The following is a 21,458-nucleotide window of genomic DNA, read 5'->3' as shown; positions in this document are numbered from 1 at the left end:
CCGCGAGCGAGGAAGCCCTCCACCACTACCGCACCCTCGCCAAGGCCAACCCGGACACCCACCTCCCCGACCTCGCCACGTCCCTGAACAACCTGTCCAACCACCTGGGGGAGGTGGGGCGGCAAGCGGAGGCCCTAGCCGCGAGCGAGGAAGCCCTCCACCACTACCGCACCCTCGCCAAGGCCAACCCGGACACCCACCTCCCCGACCTCGCCACGTCCCTGAACAACCTGTCCGTCGATCTAGGAGAGGTGGGGCGGCAGACAGAGGGCCTAGCCGCGATCGAGGAAGCCGTCCACCACTACCGCACCCTCGCCAAGGCCAACCCGGACGCCCACCTCCCCAACCTCGCCACGTCCCTGAACAACCTGTCCATCCGCCTGGGAGAGGTGGGGCGGCAGACAGAGGGCCTAGCCGCGAGCGAGGAAGCCGTCCACCACTACCGCACCCTCGCCGAGGCCAACCCGGAGCGGTTCGATGTGGATCTGAGAGATTCGCTGGAGGTCGCTGCTTGGCTCAGATCGCCTCCGGAGTAGCGAGCATCACCTGGCCGACACGGCACCCTTTGACCGGGTGCCGCCGACGCACAGGTGCTTGGCCGGTGCCGTTTGCCGACGCGCCAGTCGACACGGCCGAGTTCACGTACGTTCGGGCAGGACGCTCCCACCGGAGCCACTATCGCCAGCCGCTTCCTGGCCGCTCGCCTGGATAGATCACGAAGTCGCACTGGGGTACTGGCCGATTCGTCATGTTGGGAGGCGGGGTGGAGCGGGCGCGGTTGGTAGGGGTGACCGGGCCGGGTGGTCCGGGGTCGGGTTACGCGGTGGGCGGTCGGCTGGTGCTGACGTCGGCCCACGTCGTCGCCCGGCTCGGTGAACGGGTTGAGGTCTTCCGTCCGGGCGCCGCGAGCGCGGTGGGCGGCGCGGTGGTGTGGTGCGGCGGACCGGCCGCCCGGGACGACGCCGCACTCGTCCTCGTCGACGGGGACCAGCCGTGGACCGTGCCGGCGGGGGCGGTGCGCTGGGGCCGGCTGGTCACCGACCGGCCCGGCACCGGCTGCGAGACCTGGGGTGTCCCGGACGTCGCGCAACGCCCGCCCGCCGGCGGACCGGTGGAGGCCGTCCAGCTCACGGGCCTGGTGAACCCGGGCACGGGATTCGTCGGCAACCAGTACGTGATGGACCTGCTCCAGCACCCGCCGCAGTGGTCGGCGGAGGGCACTTCGCCCTGGGGCGGACTCTCCGGCGCCGCGGTCTTCTGCGACCGGCTGCTGACGGGCGTGGTCGCCGCCGACCGGGCTCACTCCGCGCACGGGCAACTCAACACGGTCCCCGTGTACGTCCTCTTCCACGACCCCGCCTTCCGTACCGTGCTCGCCGAACACACGGGCCAGGAAGCGGGCCTGGAGGCGGTGGAGTTCCAGTCCCTCGCCGACTCCACGGCCAGCGCGACCACGGGCGCGCTGCGCTCGCCGGCGGCGCTGTTGCAGGCCGGGCGGCAGACCGTCCCGTTCCACGGCCGTGAAGACCTGTTGGAACTCCTCACCGACTGGTGCGGGCGGGACGGCTTCGGTGCACGGCTGCTGCACGGCCCCGGCGGCCAGGGCAAGACCCGCCTCGCCCACCACCTGGGCCATCTGCTGGCCGCCGACCGGTGGGCCGTGCTGTGGCCGCACCCGGACGCCACCCCCGACGAACTGCGCGAGGTGCGGCACACGGCCAAGCCGCTGCTGGTCGTCGTCGACTACGCCGAGAACCGCGCCCGCCAGCTCACCGCCCTGATCGAGGCCGCGGCGGAACACCCCGGCACCACCCCGTTCAAGTTCCTGCTGCTGGCCCGCACCGACGGCGACTGGTGGGCGAAGGCGAAGCACGCCACCCGCGTGACGGAAGACCACCTCGACGGCGCACCGTCCCACCTCCTGCCCCCGCTCGAACACGACCCCGCGAGCCGCCCGCAGGCGTATCGGGACGCCGCCCGGGCCCTGGCTGCCGCGCTGCCGCACGTGTCCGGCTGCGCGGGTACGGACTGGTCGGCTGCGGCCGAAGCCTTACGAACACCGCAGCTCGACCAGGACGGTTACGCCAACGCCCTCACGCTCCACATGACGGCCCTGGCCGACCTCCTCGACGTCGGAGCACCCACCGGTGACGACGCGCAGAGCGGCGCCGAAGGCGTGGAAGACCGCCTCCTGGGCCACGAACGCCGCTACTGGACCCGGACCGCAGCCGCCTGCGGCCTCTCCCCCGCCCTGAGTCCGACCGCTTTGGAAACGGCGCTCGCCGCCGCCCACCTGGTCGGCGCCGCCGACCGCGACCAGGCCGACCGTACGTGGCGCAGCCTGCCCGCCCTGGCCGACCAGCCGCGCGACCGCCGCGACACCGTCACTTCGTGGATCGGCGCGCTCTACCCGCCCACCGTGCCCGGCCGCCCCTGGGGCGGTCTCCAACCCGACCGCCTCGCCGAACGCCACGCCGGCCGCGTCCTGGACGCCGACCCGGCCCTCGCCGCCCTCCTCGTCCAGGAATCCGAGGAGGACCAGACGGCCCAACTGCTGTCCGTCTACGCCCGAGCCGCCTCCCACCTCGTCTTCACCGGCCGCCTCGACGCCCACCTGACCGACCTGTGCGTCCGGCACCACGACCAACTCGCCGCGCAGACCATCGCCACCGCCACCCAGACCGACAACCCGAACCCCCTGATCACCGCTCTCGAAGCCCTCACCACCGATCCCGCCACCCCCCTCGACGTCCTCGACACCCTCTACTGGCGGCTCCCCGAATCCAGCCAGCGCCTCGCCCACACCACGGCGCGCCTGGCCACCACCATCACCGAGCAATACCGGGCACTGGCCGAGGAGGACCCGGACGCGTACCTGCCCAGCCTCGCCGTGGCCCTGAGCCGGCTCTCCACGGAACTGGGGGTGTTGGGACGGTGGGAGGACGCCCTCGCCGCGAGCAAGGAAGCCGTGGACATCCACCGGGGCCTGGCCGAGGCCGAACCGGACAGGTACGTGCCCCGCCTCGCCAGCTCCCTGCACACCCTCTCCGTCGACCTGGGAGAAATGGGGTGGCGGGAGGAGGGACTGGCCGCCATCCAGGAAGCCGTACGCATCCGCCGGGACCTCGCCGAAGCCGACCCGGACACGTACCTGCCGTACCTCGCCGCATCCCTGCACGGCCTCTCCATCGACCTGAGGGATGCGGGGCGACGGAAGGAGGGACTGGCCACCGTCCAAGAAGCCGTGGACATCCACAAGGAACTCGCCGAAGCCGACCCGGACGCGCACCTGCCGAAGCTCGCCGGATCCCTGCACAGCCTCTCCATCGACCTGGGGGAAGCGGGGCGAGGGGCGGAGGGACTGGCCGCCATCCAGGAAGCCGTACGCATCCGCCGGGACCTCGCCGAAGCCGACCCGGACGCCCACCTACCCGACCTCGCCCAGTCCTTGAACTGCCTCGCCATCGACCTGGGGAGTGTGGGATCGCTGGAAGAGGCCCTGGCCGCGGTGCAGGAAGCCGCCCGGCACTATCAGCGGCTCTCCACGCTCTACCCCGTGCGGTTCGCGGTGCACGCACAGAAGTCGCGCGAAATCACCGCCTGGCTCATATCACTTGGCTAAGGGCCGTCCCACCGCGCCGAACATGAATACCGTCTTCTCCATCGGGCGAAGCGAAGGAACTTCGCCGAATGGCCCGTGCGCACGCCGGTTCATGCACGTGCCGCCACACGGAGAAGGGACGACACCTGTGACGAACACCGCCGACCAGGCAGCAGGCATGACCGACCGCGATCTGATCGCCCGACTCGTGACCGGGAGCGTGGCCGCGCAGACCCTGCGCGCAGCGGTCCGGTTGAGGGTGGTGGAGCTGGTGGGCGACACGCCGCGCCCGGCCGCCGACGTGGCCGCCGACGCCGGAACCGAACCCCAACCCATGACGCGGCTCCTGCGCGCCCTGGCCGGGCTCGGCTTACTGCGGGAACACGCCCCCGACACCTTCTCGGTGACTCCCGCCGGCGCGCTCCTCCACCCCGACCGCCCCGACTCGCTCACGTCGTTCGTGAGGATGTTCACCGACCCGGCGATGCTCCGCGCCTGGGAGAACCTGGACGACAGCGTCCGCACCGGCGACGTCGGGTTCGACGCCGTCTTCGGCACGGACTTCTTCAGCCACCTCGCCCAGCACCCCGAGTTGTCCACGGAGTTCAACGCGGCGATGAGCCAAGCCACCACGGCAACCGCCGCCACGCTGCCGCACGCCTTCGACTTCGGCCGGTTCACCACCGTCACGGACGTGGGCGGGGGCGACGGAACCCTTCTGGCCGCCGTACTCGCCGCGCACCCGAGCCTGACCGGTGTGGTCCTCGACTCGGCGCAGGGTCTGGCCGAGACGCCGAAGACGATGGCGCGGCACGGACTGAAGGACCGCTGCTCCCTGATCGCCGGGGACTTCTTCCGTTCGGTCCCCGAAGGCTCGGACCTCTATCTGATGAAGAGCATCCTGCACGACTGGTCGGACGACCAGGTCGTCACGATCCTCAGCCACTGCCGCGAGGTACTGCCCCCTGGCGGCCTCGTCCTGATCGTGGAGCCCGTGCTCCCCGAAACCGTCCGCACCAACGCGGACACCGATGTGATCAGGAACGCCATCAACTACTTGAGCGACCTCAACATGCTGGTGAACGTGGGCGGCAGGGAGCGCACCCGCAAGGAGTTCGCGGACGTGTGCGACCGCGCGGGCCTGTCCCTCACCTCGGTCACACCCCTGACGGAGGCCGCACCGTTCTCCCTCATCGAGGCCGTGGCCGCCTGACCCCAGCCCGCTCCTCCCGTGGCGGGCTGCTGCCGCGCACGGGAGGAGCGTCGCCGGGTTACGCGCCGGTCGACCCGGCCGCGTAGGTCACGAAGGAGGACCAGGCGGCGGCGGGGACGAGCAGGGCGGGGCCGTGCGCGACCTTGGAGTCGCGTATGCCGATGTGGGTGGCGAGGTCGGCGACCTCGACGCATTCGTTGCCCGTGCCGTCGCTGTACGACGACTTGAACCAGGCGGCCTCGACGCAGTTGTTGCCAGTGCCGCCGCTGTAGGACGACTTGAACCAGTCACCGGTGGGGGTCAGGATTATCTCAGAGCTGTAAGTGTTGATGGCTCTACTGCTTTCTCGCTAGTTCCTTCACGAAATCGATGGTCTCGGCGACCCCCAGGGCCGCGCCCGCCATCGCGTCGAACCGGCGGGTGAACCGGTCCACTTCTCTGGGCTTGTCGGAGGTGGAGACCGCGCCCCAGGCGTTGTCGACCTGAACACGGGACGGCAGATCGCCCAAGTCCAGAATCGTGAAGTCATGGATGGCGCGATACCCGCGGCGGAACGGCATCAACTGGATCATCACGTTGGCCTCGTCCGCGAGCCGGATGATCTCCTCATACTGACCACGCATCATCGCTTCATCGCCTACGGGAGTGCGTAGTGCTGCCTCGCCGACTATCACGCGCAGTCGAACAGGATCCTCACGAGCCAGGACCCTGCGCTTGCGCTCCATTCGCAGTTCGACGCTGCGCTGGATGAACTCCGCAGTGGTGTCCTCAATCGGGCGATCAATCTCGTGCACCGCTCTGGCGTACTCCGGAGTCTGGAGCAGGCTGTACACCAGCGTGGGGTGATATGCAGTGATCCCGATTGCCTCAGCCTCTAGGCCCACAAAGTGCGGCATCCCCGTCGGCATGAAGCTGCGGTACTGCGTCAGCCACTCCTCCGTCGGTGCCTCGCGGTTCAGGTCGATGAGCTGTTGGATCAACTCGGGGTCCGTCACGCCGTACCGCTTGAGCAGCGTGCGCAGGTTCCCCACGTTGCGCCGGAAGTTCAGCTCGCCCAACTCGATCCGGGAGAGCGTGGGTTCCGAGAGGTCGCTGAGCCCCTTCACCGCCGCCTTGCGCGTCATGCCGCGGAGGCGGTCGGGCTCGACCGGTGGGCAGTTCTCGCGTAACTGCCGTAATTGGATGCCCAGCTCCAGGCGACGGCCTGTCGCTCCTCGTTTGGCTGCCACGTGTGCACCCTCCAGTGCCCCTCGTGCCGTCAAGTATCCCGCTGTGCGGGCGGACTGCGTCCCTGTGCAGGCAGTCCGGCCCGTTGTGCACGTCCCCGCATAGTCCATTTCCGACCTGGCAGAAATTTCAGGGACGTTCCGCTTGCGAGGCATTCTGCCCAAGCGTCACGGTAGTTCAGGTAGCACGACGTATGTGCGGCCTTGCTCGAACCCACCCCCCTTGCGAGCTGGCAATTCGCACGTCCGCGCGACCTCCCCCCAGGCTTGCGAGAGGACCTGTACATGCCCACCATCACCCCCACACCGGTGGCTACTTCACCGGTCGGTTTCGACGTCACATTGAGTCGATCGGCCAAAGCCGGGGAACCCCTCAGCCAAGAGGACCGACTCTGGCCCGGACTGATGCGTCACGCAGCCCGCGCCCACGCCAGCCTCTGGCGGCTGGACCACCTCGCGGACACGGTCGACCTGCTCGTCTCGGAGCTGGTCACCAACGCCCTCCAGCACGGCGAGGGCGCCGTCGACGTACGGCTGTCGCGGTCGGACGGCCGGCTGTACTTCGAGGCCGGTTCCGCGAGCCCCTGCGTGCCGCGGGTGCGCGACGCCTCGCCCTACGACGAGAACGGGCGCGGGATGTTCCTCGTCACGCTGCTCGCCGACGAGTGGGGCGTCACGCCCGGCGGCGCCTGGTGCGCGCTGCGGCTGGACGGGGGCGGCGCGTGATGCACGCGGACGACCTCGCCTCACGCGTGCGCGCCCTGCGGGACGTGGACGCCAACGCGGACGCGCTCGTACCGCTCGGCGGGCGGCTGTTCGACGTCGTGATCAGCGCGGCCGGGCAGCGCGGGCACGCCGCCGTCGCGGCGGTGGACGCGGCGCAGACGTACGGCTGCGGGCCGGTCATCGCCGACGTGCGCCGACCGTGGCTGTACTGGCTGGTGCCGCCGGGCACGACGGCCCGGTGGGAGCACCATCCGTACGGGGTGTGCGTCGGCGCACCCGCGGAGATCGTCGTGCCGCCGATGGTGCAGCGGCGGCCGAGCGGCGGGGCGTACTGGTTACGCCCCTGCCGCGGGCGCCTCCTGGTCTCGCCGGGGCTGCTGCGCCGCGCCCTGTACGCGCACCAGCCGCGACCGACGCCCCACCGCTCGATGCGGGAAGTCCTCGGCGGCCCGAGGTGAGGACTCAGCTCACCCCGCCCACAGCCCCTCCCCCGTCAGCCCCAGCAGCTCGATCGCGTTCCCGCGGACGATCCGTTCCACCACGTCCGGCGCCAGGTGGCCCATCTGCGCCTCGCCGACCTCGCGGGACTTCGGCCACGTCGAGTCGGAGTGCGGGTAGTCCGTCTCGTACAGGACGTTCCCGACGCCGATCGCGTCCAGGTTGCGCAGGCCGAACGCGTCGTCGAAGAAGCAGCCGTAGACGTGGCCGGCGAAGAGTTCGGACGGCGGGCGCAGGACCTTGTCCGCGACGCCGCCCCACGCGCGGTTCTCCTCCCAGACGACGTCCGCGCGCTCCAGGATGTAAGGGATCCAGCCGATCTGGCCCTCCGCGTACATCACCTTGAGGTTCGGGAAGCGCTCGAACTTGCCGCTCATCAGCCAGTCGACCATGGAGAAGCAGCAGTTCGCGAAGGTGATCGTGGAGCCGACCGCGGGCGGGGCGTCCGCCGAGGTGGAGGGCATCCTGGAGGACGAGCCGATGTGCATGGCGACGACCGTGCCCGTCTCGTCGCAGGCGCGGAAGAAGGGGTCCCAGTCGTCGCCGTGGACGGACGGCAGGCCGAGGAAGGGGGGTATCTCCGAGAACGCGACCGCGCGCACGCCGCGCGCCGCGTTCCGGCGGACCTCCGCCGCGGCGAGGTCGGCGTCCCACAGGGGGATGAGGGTGAGCGGGATGAGGCGGCCCTGCGCGTCGGGGCCGCACCACTCCTCCACCATCCAGTCGTTGTAGGCGCGCACGCACAGCAGTGCCAGCTCGCGGTCCTTCGCCTCGGTGAAGGTCTGACCGCAGAAGCGGGGGAAGGTGGGGAAGCAGAGCGCGGACTGGACGTGGTTGACGTCCATGTCGGCGAGGCGCTGGCGGACGTCGTACGAACCGGGGCGCATCTGCTCGTACGTGATCACCTCCAGCTTGATCTCGTCGCGGTCGTAGCCGACGGCGGTGTCGAGGCGGGTGAGGGGGCGGTGCAGGTCCTCGTAGATCCACCAGTCGCCGATCGGGCCGTCCTCGCCGGCCTCGCCCATGACGGGGGCGAACTTTCCGCCGAGGAAGGTCATCTCCCTCAGGGGGGCGCGGACGACGCGCGGGGCGACGTCCGCGTACTTCGACGGGAGCCGGTCCCGCCAGACATTGGGGGGCTCCACCGTGTGGTCGTCCACCGAGATGATCTTCGGGAAGGTCTCCATGGGTTCACGGTAGCGAGAATCTGACGGTTCGTCAGCTCCTCGGGAGGCGGGAACTCGCCCCCCGGGTGCCTCAGGCCACCAGCAGGCGGAGGCCCAGCTCCGCCGCGTCGTGGGCGACGAGGTCGCGGTTGCGCTCGGCCCACCGGCCCGTGGCGAGGTCGTCGCGGAGCCCGCTCACCGCCCGCCGCTCCGCCTCCGGGCCGACCCTGGTCCACACCGAGACCGCGCGGCGCACGTCCTCGTCCAGATACGCCTCGGGGCGGCGCCAGTGGGCTTCGAAGAAGCCGTCGGCGCAGTCCCACGGAATGAGCACCGGCTCCGCGCGGCCCCCGATCGCGCGGGTCAGATCGGCCAGCGAAGGCCAGTCCACGAGGAGGTCGGCGAACTCGGGCAGGTAGTCGCGGGTCAGCCAGAACCGCTCCAGCCAGCCGGTGCTGCTGGCGTCGTACGTGAACACCACCACCCGCTTGGCCACCCGGCGCATCTCGCGCAGCCCGGCGATCGGGTCCCGCCAGTGGTGCACGGTGCTGAAGGCCATCGCCGCGTCGAAGGACCGGTCCTCGAAGGGCAGGCTCTCCGCGGCGGCGGCCACGCAGGGCGCCGCGTCCGCGGGGCGCTGCGCGCGCATCACCGCCGACGGCTCCACCGCGGTGACCTCGCGGTCCGGCGGCTCGTAGGAGCCGGTGCCGGCGCCCACGTTCAGTACCGTACGGGCGTCTCCCAGTGCCTCCCAGACCTTCGCGGCGATCCGCGGCTCGGTGCGCCGGGTGGCCGGGTAGGCGGAGCCGATGACGTCGTACAACTGCGCGCCGAACACCTTCAACTGCTCCTCCGATGTCGTCCTGATCCCCATGGCCCGTGCCTCCAGTTCCTTGTCGATGGCCGCCACCGTGGCGGCGGCGCGGTCGCGCTGCTCCAGCAGCAGGCCGCGCAGGCGGTGCAGGTGCGCGACCGCGTCGGTGTCCGGGTCGTCGACCAGGTCCGCGATCTCGCGCAGGCCGAAGCCGAGGCGCCGGTAGCCCAGCACTTCCCGCAGTCGCTCCACGTCGCTCGGCGCGTACGCGCGGTACCCGGCCGCGGTCCGACCGGACGGCCGGACGAGGCCGATCTCGTCGTAGTGGTGCAGCGTGCGGACGCTCACGCAGGCCAGCCCGGCCACGCGCCCCACGGTCAGGTGTTCCGCCGCCGGGTGATCCCCCAGGTGTTCCTCCACGTCCCCGACCATGCGGCATCACGTCACGTGAGGGTCAAGCCCCGCCCCTGCGCCCCGGCTCCTCCCGCCCCTCGAACACCCCGACGAACCCTGTGAGGCTCCTGTGTATCGTGCAGGCGGAACCGACCACTCCGATCCACCCAGGGGGACCCCCACCATGCCCGCCACCAGGAGGAAATCCAGGACCGCGGCCCTCGCCGCCGGCGTCGCCGCACTCGCCCTCACGCTGAGTGCATGCGGCATGGACACCACGGCACCGGCGAGCGCGCGCGGGGACGCCAAGGGCAAGCCCCCGGCCGGCCAGGTCGACTGCGAGGAAGTGAAGTGCATCGCACTGACCTTTGACTCCAGCCCGGGCAAGAAGACCCCGGAGCTGCTGGACTACCTCAAGAAGGAGAAGGTGCCCGCCACCTTCTTCGTCCTCGGCAACAAGCACCTGACCAAGTGGCCGGACGTGGTGAAACGGTTCGCCGACGAGGGGCACGAGGTCGCCAACCACACCTGGACCCACCCGCGCCTCGACAAGCTGAAGAAGCACGAGATACGCGAGGAGCTGGAGCGCACCCAGGTCGAGCTGGAGAAGATAACCGGGCAGAAGCCCAACCTGATGCGGCCCCCGCAGGGGCGGATCAACGACGACGTGACGGCCGTCTCCAAGGAGCTCGGGCTGGCGCAGATCCTGTGGAACGCCACCGCCAAGGACTACTCCACCAACGACTCGGCGCTGATCGAGAGCCGCATACTCAAGCAGGCCAAGAAGGACGGAATCATCCTTCTGCATGACATTTACGACGGGACGGTTCCGGCCGTTCCCGGAATTGTGACCGAACTCAAGAAGCGGGGCTACACCTTCGTCACCGTCTCGCAGCTCCTGGCGCCGGCGAAGCCCAACCCCGGGGAGATCTACCGGCCTTGACGCCTTCCCGCGCAGGCCGCGCGGAAACGGAGTGCCCCCTTGCGGATGTGGCGGAAGATCGCCAGATGGCGTTAAGACGCCGGCTTCGCCGGGCAAGGAGCCGAAGGAAGCGTTCCGGTGGCTGACGGAGTCACCGCGTACAAGGCAGACTGTCGGGGGCTAACCGGAAGTTGGGGCAGGGGGCAGCATGGACCGTGACCGCGGGCCGCGCGTACCGGAGCAGCGCGTTCCGGCGCCCAGCGAATCCAGGGGGACGGGCGGTGCCGTCGACCTGCGCTTCAGCGTGCTCGGGCCGGTGCGCGCCTGGCGGGCCGGGGACGCGTTGGAGCCGGGGTCCCCGCAGCAGCGGGCCCTGCTCGCCGCGCTCCTGCTCAGAGACGGGCGGACCGCGACCTCGCGCGAGCTGATCGACGCGATCTGGGGCGAGGAGCCGCCGCTCCAAGCGCTGGCGACGATCCGGACGTACGCGTCACGGCTGCGCAAGATCCTGTCGGCGACGACGCTGATCAGCGAGGCCGGGGGCTACGCCCTGCGGATAGAGCGGGACGCGCTCGACCTGTTCGTGGCGCAGGAGTTGGCGGGCGCGGCGGAGAAGGTCCGGGCGGCCGGGGACCTCAACCAGGCCCGTCTGCTGGTGAACAAGTCCTTGGGCCTGTGGGACGGCGAGCCCCTGGCGAACGTCCCCGGGCCGTACGCCGAGACGCAGCGCACCCGGCTGGAGGAGTGGCGCCTCCAGCTCCTGGAGACCCGGCTGGACCTCGACCTTGAGGTGGGGGCGCACGCGGAGGCGATCTCCGAGCTGACCGCGCTGACCGCCGCGCATCCGCTGCGCGAGCGGCTGCGGGAGCTGCTGATGGTCGCGCTGTACCGCAGCGGCCGGCAGGCCGAAGCCCTCGCGGTGTACGCGGACACGCGCCGGCTGCTCGCCGACGAGCTGGGCGTCGACCCCAATCCCGAGCTGTCCCAGTTGCAGGAGCGGATCCTGCGGGCGGACGCCACGCTGGCGCCGCCCACCGAGCCGCATTCCGCGCCTCCTCCGGTGTCGTACCCGGCGCAGCTTCCGGCGACGGTGCCCGACTTCACCGGACGTGCCTCGTTCGTACGCGAGTTGGGCGGACGGCTCGCGTCCGCCGACGGTGCGGTGATGGCGGTGTCGGCACTGGCGGGCATCGGCGGCGTCGGGAAGACGACGCTCGCGGTGCACGTGGCGCACGAGGCCCGGCCGCACTTCCCCGACGGCCAGTTGTACGTGGACCTTCAGGGCACGAGTGCGCGGGCGGCCGAGCCGGAAGCGGTGCTCGGCGCCTTCCTCCGGGCGTTGGGCACACCGGACGACGCGATTCCGGACACCCTGGCGGAGCGCGCCGCGCTCTACCGGTCCACGCTCGCGGGCCGCCGCGTGCTGGTGCTGCTCGACAACGCGCGGGACGCGGCGCAGATCCGGCCCCTGTTGCCGGGGACGGCGGGGTGCGCGGCGCTGTTGACCAGCCGGGTGCGGATGGTCGACCTGGCCGGTGCGCACCTGGTCGACCTGGACGTCATGTCGCCGGAGGAGTCGCTCCAGCTCTTCACCCGGATCGTGGGGCAGGAGCGGGTCTCCGCGGAGCGGCAGTCCGTGTTGGACGTGGTGGCGGCCTGCGGGTTCCTGCCGCTCGCGATCCGGATCGCGGCGTCGCGGCTGGCCGCCCGGCGCACGTGGACGGTGTCGGTGCTCGCGGAGAAGCTGGCCGACGAGCGGCGGCGGCTGGACGAGCTCCAGGCCGGAGACCTGGCGGTGAAGGCCACCTTCGAGTTGGGGTACGGGCAGATGGAGCCCGGCCAGCGCCACGCGTTCCGGATCCTCGGCCTGGTCGACGGCCCGGACATTTCACTGACGGCCGCGGCCGCGGTCCTCGCGCTGCCGGTGCAGCACACCGAGGACCTGCTGGAATCCCTGGTCGACACCTCGCTGTTGGAGTCCGCCGCCCCCGGCCGCTACCGCTACCACGACCTGGTGCGGCTGTACGCGCGCGCCTGCGCCGAGCGGGACGAAGGCCCGGAGGAGGGCGAGTCGGCGCTCAAGCGCCTGCTGGACTTCTACCTCTCCACCTCCGTGCGGGTGTACGCGATCGAGCGCCCCGGCGACCGCCTGGTGCACCACGTGGGGCCCACGGTCCACGAGGGCATCACCTTCGTCGACCAGCGCCAGGCCCAGGACTGGCTGTACGCGGAGGCGAACAACCTGCTGGCGTCCGCCCGGCAGGCCACCCACGGCCGACGGCTGCAACTGGCCGCCGACCTCCTGTGGATCACGCAGGACCTCTCGGAGTCCGGCGCCAACGCGAAGCTGTACGAGATCGCCGCACTCGCCGTGCGGGACGCGGCGCACGAAGCCGGCGACCTGCGCACCGAGGGCCGGGCGCGCGTCGCGATGACCAACGTCCACCTGGTGACCGGGCGTTACGACCAGGCGGACGACGAAGCCCGGCTCGCCGCCGACCTCGCCCGTACCGTCGGCGACCCCGCCCCGCTCTACTGGTCGGACAACGACCGCGGCATCATCGCGCTCAACGAAGCGCGCTACGAAGCCGCGGCCGAGTTCTCCCGCCGGGCCCTGGAAGGCGCCCGACGCGACGGCAGCACCCCCACCGAGGGCAGCGCCCTGTGCAACCTCTCCCGCACCCAGGTCGGGCTCGGCCGCCTCGACGAGGCGATCGAGACCGCCGAGCAGGGCGTGGAGGTCTATCTCAAGCTGGGGAACGCCTTCCGGTTGGCCAACGCCCGCTATGCGCTCGGCATCGCGCTCACCCAGGCCGGCCGGCACACGGACGCGCTGGAGCAGCTGCTGGAGGCGCTGGAGCTGTTCGAGGTGAACCGACAGCGGCTGTGGGAGGGCACCACGCACTTCCGCATCGCCCAGGCCCATCTGGAGGCCAGCCGTCTGGCGCGCGCCGCCCAGCACTGCGAACAGGCCCTCGCCATCGGCTGCATCGGCGGCGACCGCATCCGCGGCATGGTCCTCATCACCCTCGGCCGCGCCCTGTCGGGGCTCGGACAGCCGGACCGCGCCCGCGCGTGCCTGCTGGAGGCGAAGTCGCTCCTGGAGTCCTGCGGCGCGCCGCAGGCGGAGGAGGCACGGCTGCTGCTGGCGCCGCTCGGCACGGGCTGACGCCGGAGGTACGACGTACGCCGGGCGGCCGGGGAGTCGAGCCGCCCGGCAGTCGGACGGCCCTTGAGGTCCCATCGGGGGTCTCGGGAGCCTCGGGGGGCGCCTTCAGGGCCGTGCCGAATTGCCCGTAGGGGCCGATGTGCCGCGGCCACGGGCCCCGTTCCGCCGCGGTGGCCCGTCAGGCTTCGGTCGCGTTCCGCTTCGGCCCTCGGTGCCGGTTCCGTTTGCGGTTCCGCTTCCCTCTCCGGTTCCGGTTCTGTCCTCGTTCCTGTCCTATACCCCTGCCCCAGAACTACCCCCGGGGCTGTCCTCGTTCGCGGTTCGGTCCCGAACGTCCCGGGAGCGTGCTGGTTTCGTCAGGGCCCGTTGCGAAATTCCCTTGCGGGTGTGGAGACTGGGCCCCTGTCGCGTACGGTGCAGTGAATGCCGAGCCGTTCGGGTCCGTACGATCCAACGGCCCGTGCCGGTGACAGCCCGGCACCGCTCGCCGACCGCGTCCGAGAGGGCGAGGGGGAGCGAAAAGGGCGTGCGCGGTGGCGCACTTCGGGCGCGCGATGGGACGTGCGCACCGCAGCACACGGCGCCTCGCTGACGTCGTCCCTGCTCAGCAGCATTGTGACAGCTTCCTGCCTGGACGTTCATCGAATGTTTATGCCGTTCAGTCATGCTCTCTTTCAGTCGATCCGTCGCATCGGGGGGCAGACGGATCGCGTGGGACCTCCTCCTCTCCGGGGGGTGAGGAGAAGGTCCCCCGGCCTTCCGTCCGGGGACCCTCGGGGGAGTCTCCGGCCGGAAGGCCGGTTCTGGGTTGATGGAACGACAGCACGATGCATGGGGGCAGAACATGACACAGAAGAACACCAACACCAGCGCGGGTGAGTTCATCACCAGCAGGGGCGCCGCCCAGGTGGCTCCGGCCACCGCTTTCGACGGCGTCTCGCCCCGTGAGCGCCACAGCCCGGCGCCACCCGCACCACCCACGACCGCGACAGCCGATCAGGGCGAGCCGACCTCGCCCGCCGACCCGACCGTCCCGACGACTCCGCCGGCCACCCAGGCCGACGCCCAGGTGGACACCACGACGGACGCCCCGGCGGAGGGGGGCGCCCCGGCGGCGGACACCAACGGCTCGACGCCTCCCGCGGACACCGCGCTGGAGGACGAGATCGTCACGATGGAGCGTCACTCGCCGATGCCGCCGCCGCCTCGCGACTGAGACGGCCCGGCTCCATCACGTCGACGCCCACCACCGCGACCAGGAGTGACGTCGACCACAAGCGAAGAGACCACCGGTGAATGTGTACGGCCGTGGCGGCCTTGGGGGAGGACCCGCCACGGCCGTACACCTGTGTGCGCACGCCCGCGGGCGGCGCGACGACGGGGAAGACCTGACAGCACCCGGGAGAACGACATAGAGGTCAGACCCGCCATCAACCGCCCGCAAACAGTGCATGCCCACAGCAAGAGCCACATAAGCGGCTGATCATTAAAGCAAGTTCACAATTTTCTTCCCGGCCCCCCTCCCGCAATCGATCAATAACGGTGTGTACTTGACCGGTCGCCTTCTTGGACGACATGTCACCACCGCCCTCCCCGAGGTTTCCATGATCGAGCTACCGGACCTGGCCGCCGCCGGCCTGGCCGCCGGGACCCTGTCGGCGTTCGTTCTGGGAGGCGGGCTCCTGCGCTCGCGGCGCCAGCGGGCCGAGCAGCGCCGGGAGATCGCGGAGTTGCGGTCCCACCTCGACGTCGCCCGGCAGGAAGCCGGCCGTGCGGGGCAGGCGTACGCCGCCGAGGTCGCCCACCTGGCGCGGAAGCGGGTTCCCGCAGTCGCCGCCCGGACCGCGCACGCCCATCTGCCCGTCCCCGGCCCCTTGCGGCCCGAGGTCGTCAACGGACCGCTGGGCGAGGGCCTGGACGCGGTCCTCGACGGACTGGTCTCGGCCATCGCGCACGAGCGCAAGCGCGTGGACGCAGCCGCCCGCGCCGGAATGCGCGGCGCCACGCGCGAGATCCAGGCCGGGCTCTACCGGCTCCAGGACGTGCTGCGCGGGCTCCAACAGCACTACGACGACCCCGAGCTGGCGCAGACCCTCTACGCCCTCGACCACGAGAACGAGCAGTCGCTGCGCCGCGCCCAGGTCACCGCCGTGGTGTGCGGGGCGTGGGTGGGGCTGGCCCGCGAGGAGTCGCACCTGGTCGACGCGGTCACCGGCGGCCAGTCCCGACTGGTCGGCTACCACCGCGTGGAGATCAACAACCACCTGGAGGACGGCACGGCGCTGGTGTCGCACGCCGTCGAGCCGGTCGCCATCATCGTCGCCGAACTCCTCGACAACGCCCTGCGCCACTCCTCCCCCGACACCCGCGTCGTGGTCAACCTGGAGCGCGCGCACCACGGCGCCACCGTCACCGTGGACGACGCCGGCGTCGGCATGGCCGCCGCCGAGCGCGCGTACGCCCAGCGCATGGTCGCCGGTACGGACCCGATTCTCCTGTCCGAGCTGGGCGATCCCCCGCGGATGGGGCTGGCCGCGATCGGCCAGCTCACCCGGCAGTTCGACCTCTTCGTCGACCTGTCGTCGCCGTCGCCGTACGGCGGCGTACGGGCCGTGCTGCTGATCAAGAACCACCTGCTGAGCCGGATCGACCCGACCGAACGGCCGCAGGCGCCCAGCGCGCCGCGCTCGACCCGGGGCGCGGGCGGTGCGGCGGAGGCCGCGGCACAGGACCATTCCGGCCAGTTCGCCGTACCCCACGGACTCACCGCCGCGCCCGCCCGGCCCACCGGCCCCGGCGCACCTCACGTCCCGGCCGCACCGGCCGCCCCGCACGCACCGGCCACCCCGGCCGCGCAGGGATTCCCCGCCCCGGCGGCGTACCCCGCCGCCGCACCCGTCGCGCACCCCGCGCCCGGCCGCACGCCCGGTCTGCCGCCGGCCGAGGCCATCACCCACGACACCGCCCCCGACCCCGCCCACCGGCCCCAGCCGGACGGCGACGCGCTCCCCCGGCGCCGTCGCCGCGTCCGCCCGACGGACGCCGGTGCGACAGCCGCCGCGCGTCCCCGTACCCCCGTGCGCACCCCGGAGGAAGCCGCCGCAGCTCTCGGCGCCCTCCAGGCCGGGACCGCAGCCGCACTCAGTGGCGCCGAACACGTCGATCACGCCGTACCCCCCGTACCCGTCGATCGCGCCGAACACCGCCCCTTCGGCGACGGCGCCACCTCCGCCGACATCGAAAGGAACAACCCCCGATGACCACCCGTACCTCCCGCGAGACCGGTGAGTCCGCATGGGTGCTCGATCCGATCCTGGAGATCCCCCACGTACGGGCCGCCGTCCTGCTGACCCTCGACGGCCTGGTCGCCGGCTACTCCGACCGGCTCTCCCGCCCCTCGGCCGAGCGCACCGCCGCGATCATCAGCACCGTGCAGGGCGCCTGTCGCACCGCCGCCGCGACGTTCGCCGACAAGGAGACCGCCGAAGTCCGCCAGGTCGTCATCGAGTCCGACCACGGCTACATCCTGGTGGCGCCGACCCACCACGGGACCTGCGTCGCCGCGTACGGCGACCCCGAGGTACGGCTCGACCTGCTGGCGCACAGAGTGCACTCGCAGGTGGCGCGGCTCGGCGAGAAGGCCATGGCCGCCGCGCCACGTGGGACCGATGGCGACCCCCGTACCGCATGAACGCGCGCAGGGGCGGCCGGCCGCTGGTCCCCGCGTACCTGTCGACGGGCGGCCAGACCCGGCCCAGCTCCGGCGCCCTGGAGCGGCTGTCGGTGCTGACGGGGCTGGTCAGGCCCGAGCGCACCGGCGGGCCGCCCGCGGACCTCGCAGGGCCTGAAGGCCCTGCAAGTCCTGCACGTCCTGAAGGCCCAGCAGGCCCCGGAGCCCGCCAGGAGGCGTACGACCCGGAGAACTTCGTCCCCTTACCGCCCGGACCGCGGGCGAACCCGACGCCGTCGGACCAGCCCGCGCCCGCACCCGCAACCGGGCCCGGTGCGGCGGTTCCGCCCGATCTGCCCGCCGCGCAGCTCGCCCTGCTGACCGCGCTGGACGGCGGCTCCCTCACCGTCGTGGAAGCCGCCGCCCTGCTCGAACTGCCCGTGTCCGCCGTGCGCGTGCTCGCCGCGCACCTGATCGACCGCGGACTGGTGCGCTCCCGCCCGCCCGTCCCGTACGCAGCCCAACCCCCATCCGACCTGTTGGAGAGAGTCGCCGATGGCCTCCGCGCCCTCAAGCTCTAGCAATGGCTCCGGCGGCCTGCATCTGCCGGACACCACCCGAGAGCTGGTGAAGATCCTGGTGGCAGGCCCCTTCGGGGTCGGCAAGACCACCCTGATCGACTCCGTGTCCGAGATCCGCCCGCTGCACACCGAGGAGCGGCTGTCCGAGGCGTCCGTGTCCGTGGACGACCTCGAAGGCGTGCGCAACAAGAAGACGACGACGGTCGCGATCGACTTCGGGCGCATCTCCCTCAAGGGCGGGATCGTGCTGTACCTGTTCGGCACGCCCGGGCAGGAGCGGTTCCGGTCGCTGTGGTCGGACATCGCGTACGGGGCGCTGGGCGCGCTCGTGCTGGTGGACACCCGACGGATCGACGACTCCTTCGAGGTGCTGGGCCTGGTGGAGGACAGCGGGCTGCCGTACGCGGTGGCGCTGAACACCTTCCCGGACTCCCGCCCGTACACCGAGGAGCAGCTGCGGCGCTCCCTGGACCTGGACCCGACGACGCCGATGGTGCTGTGCGACGCACGGGACCAGAACTCGTCCGTCGACGCGCTGCTCTCCCTGGTCGAACACCTGTTGACCCTGGCGCCCCCGGTGCCCGCGGCGGCCCCGGCACCCGCCGCGGAGGTCGCGCCGAGCCCCGCCGCCAGCCCGTGGACGGAGAACCAACCCCGGTGAACCACCCGCACGCCCCCGCCGCTTCCCCCGCTCCCTCCCCCGTCTCCGCGGCCGTCACCGGCCCGGTGCGCCTGTGGGAGGACGGCTTCGCCGTCGACCCGTACGCGTACTACGCGGCCCTGCGCGCCCAGGGCCCGGTCGGCTGGGCCGAACTGGCGCCCGGCGTCGGCGCGTACGTCATCACCGACCGGCGCGCCGCCCTCGACCTGCTGCACGACGCCCGCACCTGGTCGCGCGACCCGCGGCCCTGGGAGGCCACGGTCCCCGAGGACTCCCCGGTGCTCGGCATGCTGCGCTGGCGGCCCAACGCCCTGTTCGCCGACGGCGCGGTGCACGCCCGCTACCGCGCCGCGCTCACCGACGCGTTCGACCTGATCGAGCCGCACGACCTGCGGGAACGGGTGCTGCGCTCCGTCGACACGCTGGTCTCCCGGATGGGCCCGGACGGCAGCGCGGACCTGGTGTCCCAGTTCTCCCGCCCGCTGATGGCGCTGATCTTCAACAGCCTCTTCGGGCTGCCCGACAGCGAGAGCAGCCGGCTGAACGACTCCCTCGCCCTGCTGATGGAGGGCGGCGACGAATGCGCCCGCGGCGAGGAGGAGTACGGCAGGTACGTCCTGGAGCTGATCGCCGCGAAGACCGCGGAGCGCGGCGACGACATCACCAGCCACCTGCTGGACCACCCCCTCGGGCTCAGCCCCGAGGAGGTCACCTGGCACGTCTTCCTCACCCTGGGCGCCGGCCACGAGCCCACCTCGAACCTGGTCGCCAACGCGCTGTCCCGGATCCTCGGCAACCCGGCGTACTACTCCACCCTCACCAGCGGGTCCCGGCCGGTCATAGACGCGGTCATGGAGGTGCTGCGGTACGAGACGCCGCTGGCGAACTACGGCGTGTACTACGCGCACGAGTCCGTCAGCTTCCACGGCGTGTGGGTGCGGTCCGCGGTGCCGGTCATCGTCTCGTACGGCGCGCTCGGCCACTTCGCGGAGCGCGAGCAGGGCGGCGCGCACCACCCGCACGACGCCTCGCACCTGTCGTGGTCCGCGGGCGAGCACTCCTGCCCGGTGAAGCACCAGACCCTGTTGATCGCCACGACGGCCATCGAGCGGCTGACCCAGTGGCTGCCGGACCTGGAGCCGGTGCTGCCGCGGGCGGAACTGACGTGGCGGCCGGGCCCGTTCCACCGCTCCCTGACGGCGCTGCCGGTCCGCTTCACGCCCCGGGTGCCCGACGGGGACCCGGCCCACGCAACGACGAGTCAGGAGACAGGATGACCGTGACCGACAGCGGACCCGCCGAAGGTGCCGCGTCCGGCCCGTACGCCATCGACCCCTTCGGGGCCGACCCGGTCGCGGAGTGCGCCCGGCTGCGCGAGCTGGGCACGGTCGTCCGGGTCGAACTGCCCGGCGGGATCCCCGCGTGGGCGCCGACGACGTACGCCGCGCTGCGCGCCCTGATCCTCGACCCGCAGGTCAGCAAGGACCCGCGCAAGCACTGGGCGCACTTCGCCGAGGCCACGCAGAGACCGCAGTGGGTGTGGATCCTCGGCTGGGTGGGCGTGGTCAACATGCTCTCCACGTACGGCGCCGACCACACCCGGCTGCGGAAGCTGGTCGCTCCGAGCTTCACCGCCCGCCGCACCGAGGCGATGCGCGGACGGGTGGAGGCGGTCACGGCGGAACTGCTGGCCGACCTGGAGGCCCGGGCCGGGGCGGGCGAGCCCGTGGACCTGCGGAGCACGTACGCGCACCCGCTGCCGATGCGGATCATCTGCGAACTCTTCGGGGTGCCGGACCACCTGGTCCAGGACATGGGCACCCTGGTGGCCGCGATCATCGACACCTCGGACCCCAGCCCGGAACACGCGGCGTACGTGCAGCAGCAGGTCGGCACGGTGCTGCCGGCGCTCATCGCCCACCGCAGCGAGCACCCCGGCGACGACATGACCACGGAACTGATCAAGGTCCGTGCGGAGGACGGCGACCGGCTCAGCGAGGAGGAGCTGATCTGCACGCTGCTCCTGGTCATCGGGGCGGGCTTCGAGACCACGGTCAACCTGATCGGGAACGCGGTCGTCGCACTGTTGCAGCACCCCGAGCAACTCGCGGCGGTGCGGGCGGGCGAGATCACGTGGGACGCGGTCGTGGACGAGGTGCTGCGGGTGCACCCGTCGATCGCGAACCTGCCGCTGAGGTTCGCGGTGAGCGATCTGGTGGTCGACGGGGTGACGATCCCCGCGGGGGAGGCGATCCTGACGACGTACGCGGCGGCGTCCTACGACCCGGCGCGGTACGGCGACGACGCCTCGCTCTTCGACGCGCGTCGCGGCGCGGACGAGCATTTGTCGTTCGGCATCGGCGTCCACCGCTGCATCGGCGCTCCGCTGGCCCGGGTGGAGGCGCTGACGGCGCTGCCGGCGCTCTTCGAGCGCTTCCCGGACATGCGGCTGGCTTCGTCCGCGGACGAGTTGCGCCAGGTCCCGTCCTTCATCGCGTACGGCTGGCAGCAGATCCCGGTCCTCCTGCGCTGAGCTTTCCCTGCGGGGGTGCCCTGCGGGGGTGCCCAAGGTGTTCGGGCCCCCGCGCCGTGCCCCTGCGGGCGCGTTGCCCCCTGCGGCCCGGTGGTGTGCTGGTCGCGCAGTTCCGCCCCCTACGCCCAGAGGGCGTGGGGGGACCCCCAGCGCCCCTGTTTCGCTGCCCCGTCACCTTGTCTGCCGGCTGAGGGAAGCATGTTTAGGGGCGCGGGGAACTGCGCGAACAACCCACCACCGGGCCGCAGAGACCAACGAGCCGGTAGGACCACGGCGAGTGTGTCA

17 protein-coding genes and 1 pseudogene are annotated in these 21,458 nt (G+C 71.7%); 14 read left to right on the top strand and 4 right to left on the bottom strand.

What is annotated here, in order from left to right; translation table 11 throughout:
- The 3 genes from AB0E05_RS31785 to AB0E05_RS31775 all read left to right on the top strand — a co-directional run.
- Positions 1-536, top strand: a 536-nt coding sequence (locus tag AB0E05_RS31785) for a tetratricopeptide repeat protein (protein WP_361970173.1), incomplete at its 5' end; no start/stop codon positions are given.
- A 287-nt stretch (positions 537-823) separates the two neighbouring features.
- A complete protein-coding gene (locus AB0E05_RS31780) occupies positions 824-3,622 on the top strand; it encodes a tetratricopeptide repeat protein (RefSeq protein WP_361970170.1) in 2,799 nt (932 codons plus the stop codon).
- 157 nt (positions 3,623-3,779) lie between these two features.
- Positions 3,780-4,814 carry a methyltransferase gene (locus AB0E05_RS31775; RefSeq protein ID WP_361970268.1) on the top strand — a complete coding sequence of 345 codons (1,035 nt, stop codon included), beginning with the start codon at positions 3,780-3,782 and terminating at the stop codon, positions 4,812-4,814.
- 58 nt (positions 4,815-4,872) lie between these two features.
- Here the strand turns inward: AB0E05_RS31775 and AB0E05_RS31770 are convergent, their stop codons facing one another.
- Both AB0E05_RS31770 and AB0E05_RS31765 read right to left on the bottom strand, forming a co-directional pair.
- Positions 4,873-5,118 (bottom strand): DUF397 domain-containing protein, encoded by a 246-nt coding sequence (locus tag AB0E05_RS31770; RefSeq protein WP_361970265.1) that lies wholly within the window; start codon positions 5,116-5,118, stop codon positions 4,873-4,875.
- 31 nt (positions 5,119-5,149) lie between these two features.
- A complete protein-coding gene (locus AB0E05_RS31765; RefSeq protein WP_361970168.1) occupies positions 5,150-6,043 on the bottom strand; it encodes a helix-turn-helix transcriptional regulator in 894 nt (297 codons plus the stop codon).
- A gap of 402 nt (positions 6,044-6,445) precedes the next feature.
- Here AB0E05_RS31765 and AB0E05_RS31760 point away from each other — a divergent pair, with 402 nt between their 5' ends.
- Together AB0E05_RS31760 and AB0E05_RS31755 are read left to right on the top strand one after the other, a co-directional pair.
- Positions 6,446-6,766 carry an ATP-binding protein gene (locus tag AB0E05_RS31760; protein ID WP_361970165.1) on the top strand — a complete coding sequence of 107 codons (321 nt, stop codon included), beginning with the start codon at positions 6,446-6,448 and terminating at the stop codon, positions 6,764-6,766.
- Positions 6,766-7,224, top strand: coding sequence for a hypothetical protein (locus AB0E05_RS31755; RefSeq protein WP_361970162.1), 459 nt, complete (start codon positions 6,766-6,768; stop codon positions 7,222-7,224). The genes AB0E05_RS31760 and AB0E05_RS31755 overlap by 1 nt, the downstream gene beginning before the upstream one ends.
- Positions 7,225-7,233: 9 nt before the next feature.
- Here the strand turns inward: AB0E05_RS31755 and AB0E05_RS31750 are convergent, their stop codons facing one another.
- Both AB0E05_RS31750 and AB0E05_RS31745 read right to left on the bottom strand, forming a co-directional pair.
- Positions 7,234-8,451 (bottom strand): amidohydrolase family protein, encoded by a 1,218-nt coding sequence (locus AB0E05_RS31750; RefSeq protein WP_361970158.1) that lies wholly within the window; start codon positions 8,449-8,451, stop codon positions 7,234-7,236.
- A 70-nt stretch (positions 8,452-8,521) separates the two neighbouring features.
- Positions 8,522-9,610 (bottom strand): methyltransferase domain-containing protein, encoded by a 1,089-nt coding sequence (locus tag AB0E05_RS31745; protein WP_361970262.1) that lies wholly within the window; start codon positions 9,608-9,610, stop codon positions 8,522-8,524.
- A gap of 211 nt (positions 9,611-9,821) precedes the next feature.
- Here AB0E05_RS31745 and AB0E05_RS31740 point away from each other — a divergent pair, with 211 nt between their 5' ends.
- From AB0E05_RS31740 to AB0E05_RS31700, 9 genes and pseudogenes are all read left to right on the top strand, one after another.
- Positions 9,822-10,580 carry a polysaccharide deacetylase family protein gene (locus AB0E05_RS31740; RefSeq protein ID WP_361970155.1) on the top strand — a complete coding sequence of 253 codons (759 nt, stop codon included), beginning with the start codon at positions 9,822-9,824 and terminating at the stop codon, positions 10,578-10,580.
- 187 nt (positions 10,581-10,767) lie between these two features.
- Positions 10,768-13,728 (top strand): BTAD domain-containing putative transcriptional regulator, encoded by a 2,961-nt coding sequence (locus AB0E05_RS31735; RefSeq protein WP_361970152.1) that lies wholly within the window; start codon positions 10,768-10,770, stop codon positions 13,726-13,728.
- Positions 13,729-14,572: 844 nt separating this feature from the next.
- On the top strand, positions 14,573-14,944 hold the full coding sequence (locus AB0E05_RS31730) for a hypothetical protein (protein WP_361970149.1): 372 nt from the start codon (positions 14,573-14,575) through the stop codon (positions 14,942-14,944).
- 388 nt (positions 14,945-15,332) lie between these two features.
- Positions 15,333-16,988, top strand: a complete 1,656-nt coding sequence (locus AB0E05_RS31725; protein WP_361970146.1) for an ATP-binding protein — start codon at positions 15,333-15,335, stop codon at positions 16,986-16,988.
- Positions 16,985-17,419 carry a roadblock/LC7 domain-containing protein gene (locus tag AB0E05_RS31720; protein WP_361970144.1) on the top strand — a complete coding sequence of 145 codons (435 nt, stop codon included), beginning with the start codon at positions 16,985-16,987 and terminating at the stop codon, positions 17,417-17,419. The genes AB0E05_RS31725 and AB0E05_RS31720 overlap by 4 nt, the downstream gene beginning before the upstream one ends.
- Positions 17,420-17,751: 332 nt before the next feature.
- Positions 17,752-17,979, top strand: a pseudogene (locus tag AB0E05_RS31715) (DUF742 domain-containing protein); the annotation flags it as partial.
- On the top strand, positions 17,954-18,640 hold the full coding sequence (locus tag AB0E05_RS31710; protein WP_361970141.1) for an ATP/GTP-binding protein: 687 nt from the start codon (positions 17,954-17,956) through the stop codon (positions 18,638-18,640). The pseudogene AB0E05_RS31715 and the gene AB0E05_RS31710, both read left to right, overlap by 26 nt.
- Complete coding sequence (locus tag AB0E05_RS31705) at positions 18,637-19,917, top strand: cytochrome P450 (RefSeq protein WP_361970138.1); 1,281 nt, start codon at positions 18,637-18,639, stop codon at positions 19,915-19,917. Before AB0E05_RS31710 ends, AB0E05_RS31705 begins: the two co-directional genes overlap by 4 nt.
- Positions 19,914-21,173: a cytochrome P450 gene (locus AB0E05_RS31700; RefSeq protein ID WP_361970135.1), complete on the top strand. Its 1,260-nt coding sequence runs from the start codon at positions 19,914-19,916 to the stop codon at positions 21,171-21,173. The genes AB0E05_RS31705 and AB0E05_RS31700 overlap by 4 nt, the downstream gene beginning before the upstream one ends.
- Positions 21,174-21,458 lie beyond the last annotated feature (285 nt).

Source organism: Streptomyces sp. NPDC048057, assembly GCF_040653095.1.
Classification (GTDB): Bacteria; Actinomycetota; Actinomycetes; order Streptomycetales; family Streptomycetaceae; genus Streptomyces.
This window is presented reverse-complemented; position numbering and strand designations above follow the sequence as displayed.

Coding starts and splice junctions, on each gene's coding strand:
- AB0E05_RS31710 (WP_361970141.1), top strand. CDS start 17,954: ATGGCCTCCGCGCCCTCAAGCTCTAGCAATGGCTCCGGCGGCCTGCAT.
- AB0E05_RS31735 (WP_361970152.1), top strand. CDS start 10,768: ATGGACCGTGACCGCGGGCCGCGCGTACCGGAGCAGCGCGTTCCGGCG.
- AB0E05_RS31720 (WP_361970144.1), top strand. CDS start 16,985: ATGACCACCCGTACCTCCCGCGAGACCGGTGAGTCCGCATGGGTGCTC.
- AB0E05_RS31740 (WP_361970155.1), top strand. CDS start 9,822: ATGCCCGCCACCAGGAGGAAATCCAGGACCGCGGCCCTCGCCGCCGGC.
- AB0E05_RS31760 (WP_361970165.1), top strand. CDS start 6,446: ATGCGTCACGCAGCCCGCGCCCACGCCAGCCTCTGGCGGCTGGACCAC.
- AB0E05_RS31750 (WP_361970158.1), bottom strand. CDS start 8,451: ATGGAGACCTTCCCGAAGATCATCTCGGTGGACGACCACACGGTGGAG.
- AB0E05_RS31700 (WP_361970135.1), top strand. CDS start 19,914: ATGACCGTGACCGACAGCGGACCCGCCGAAGGTGCCGCGTCCGGCCCG.
- AB0E05_RS31775 (WP_361970268.1), top strand. CDS start 3,780: ATGACCGACCGCGATCTGATCGCCCGACTCGTGACCGGGAGCGTGGCC.
- AB0E05_RS31725 (WP_361970146.1), top strand. CDS start 15,333: ATGATCGAGCTACCGGACCTGGCCGCCGCCGGCCTGGCCGCCGGGACC.
- AB0E05_RS31755 (WP_361970162.1), top strand. CDS start 6,766: ATGCACGCGGACGACCTCGCCTCACGCGTGCGCGCCCTGCGGGACGTG.
- AB0E05_RS31730 (WP_361970149.1), top strand. CDS start 14,573: ATGACACAGAAGAACACCAACACCAGCGCGGGTGAGTTCATCACCAGC.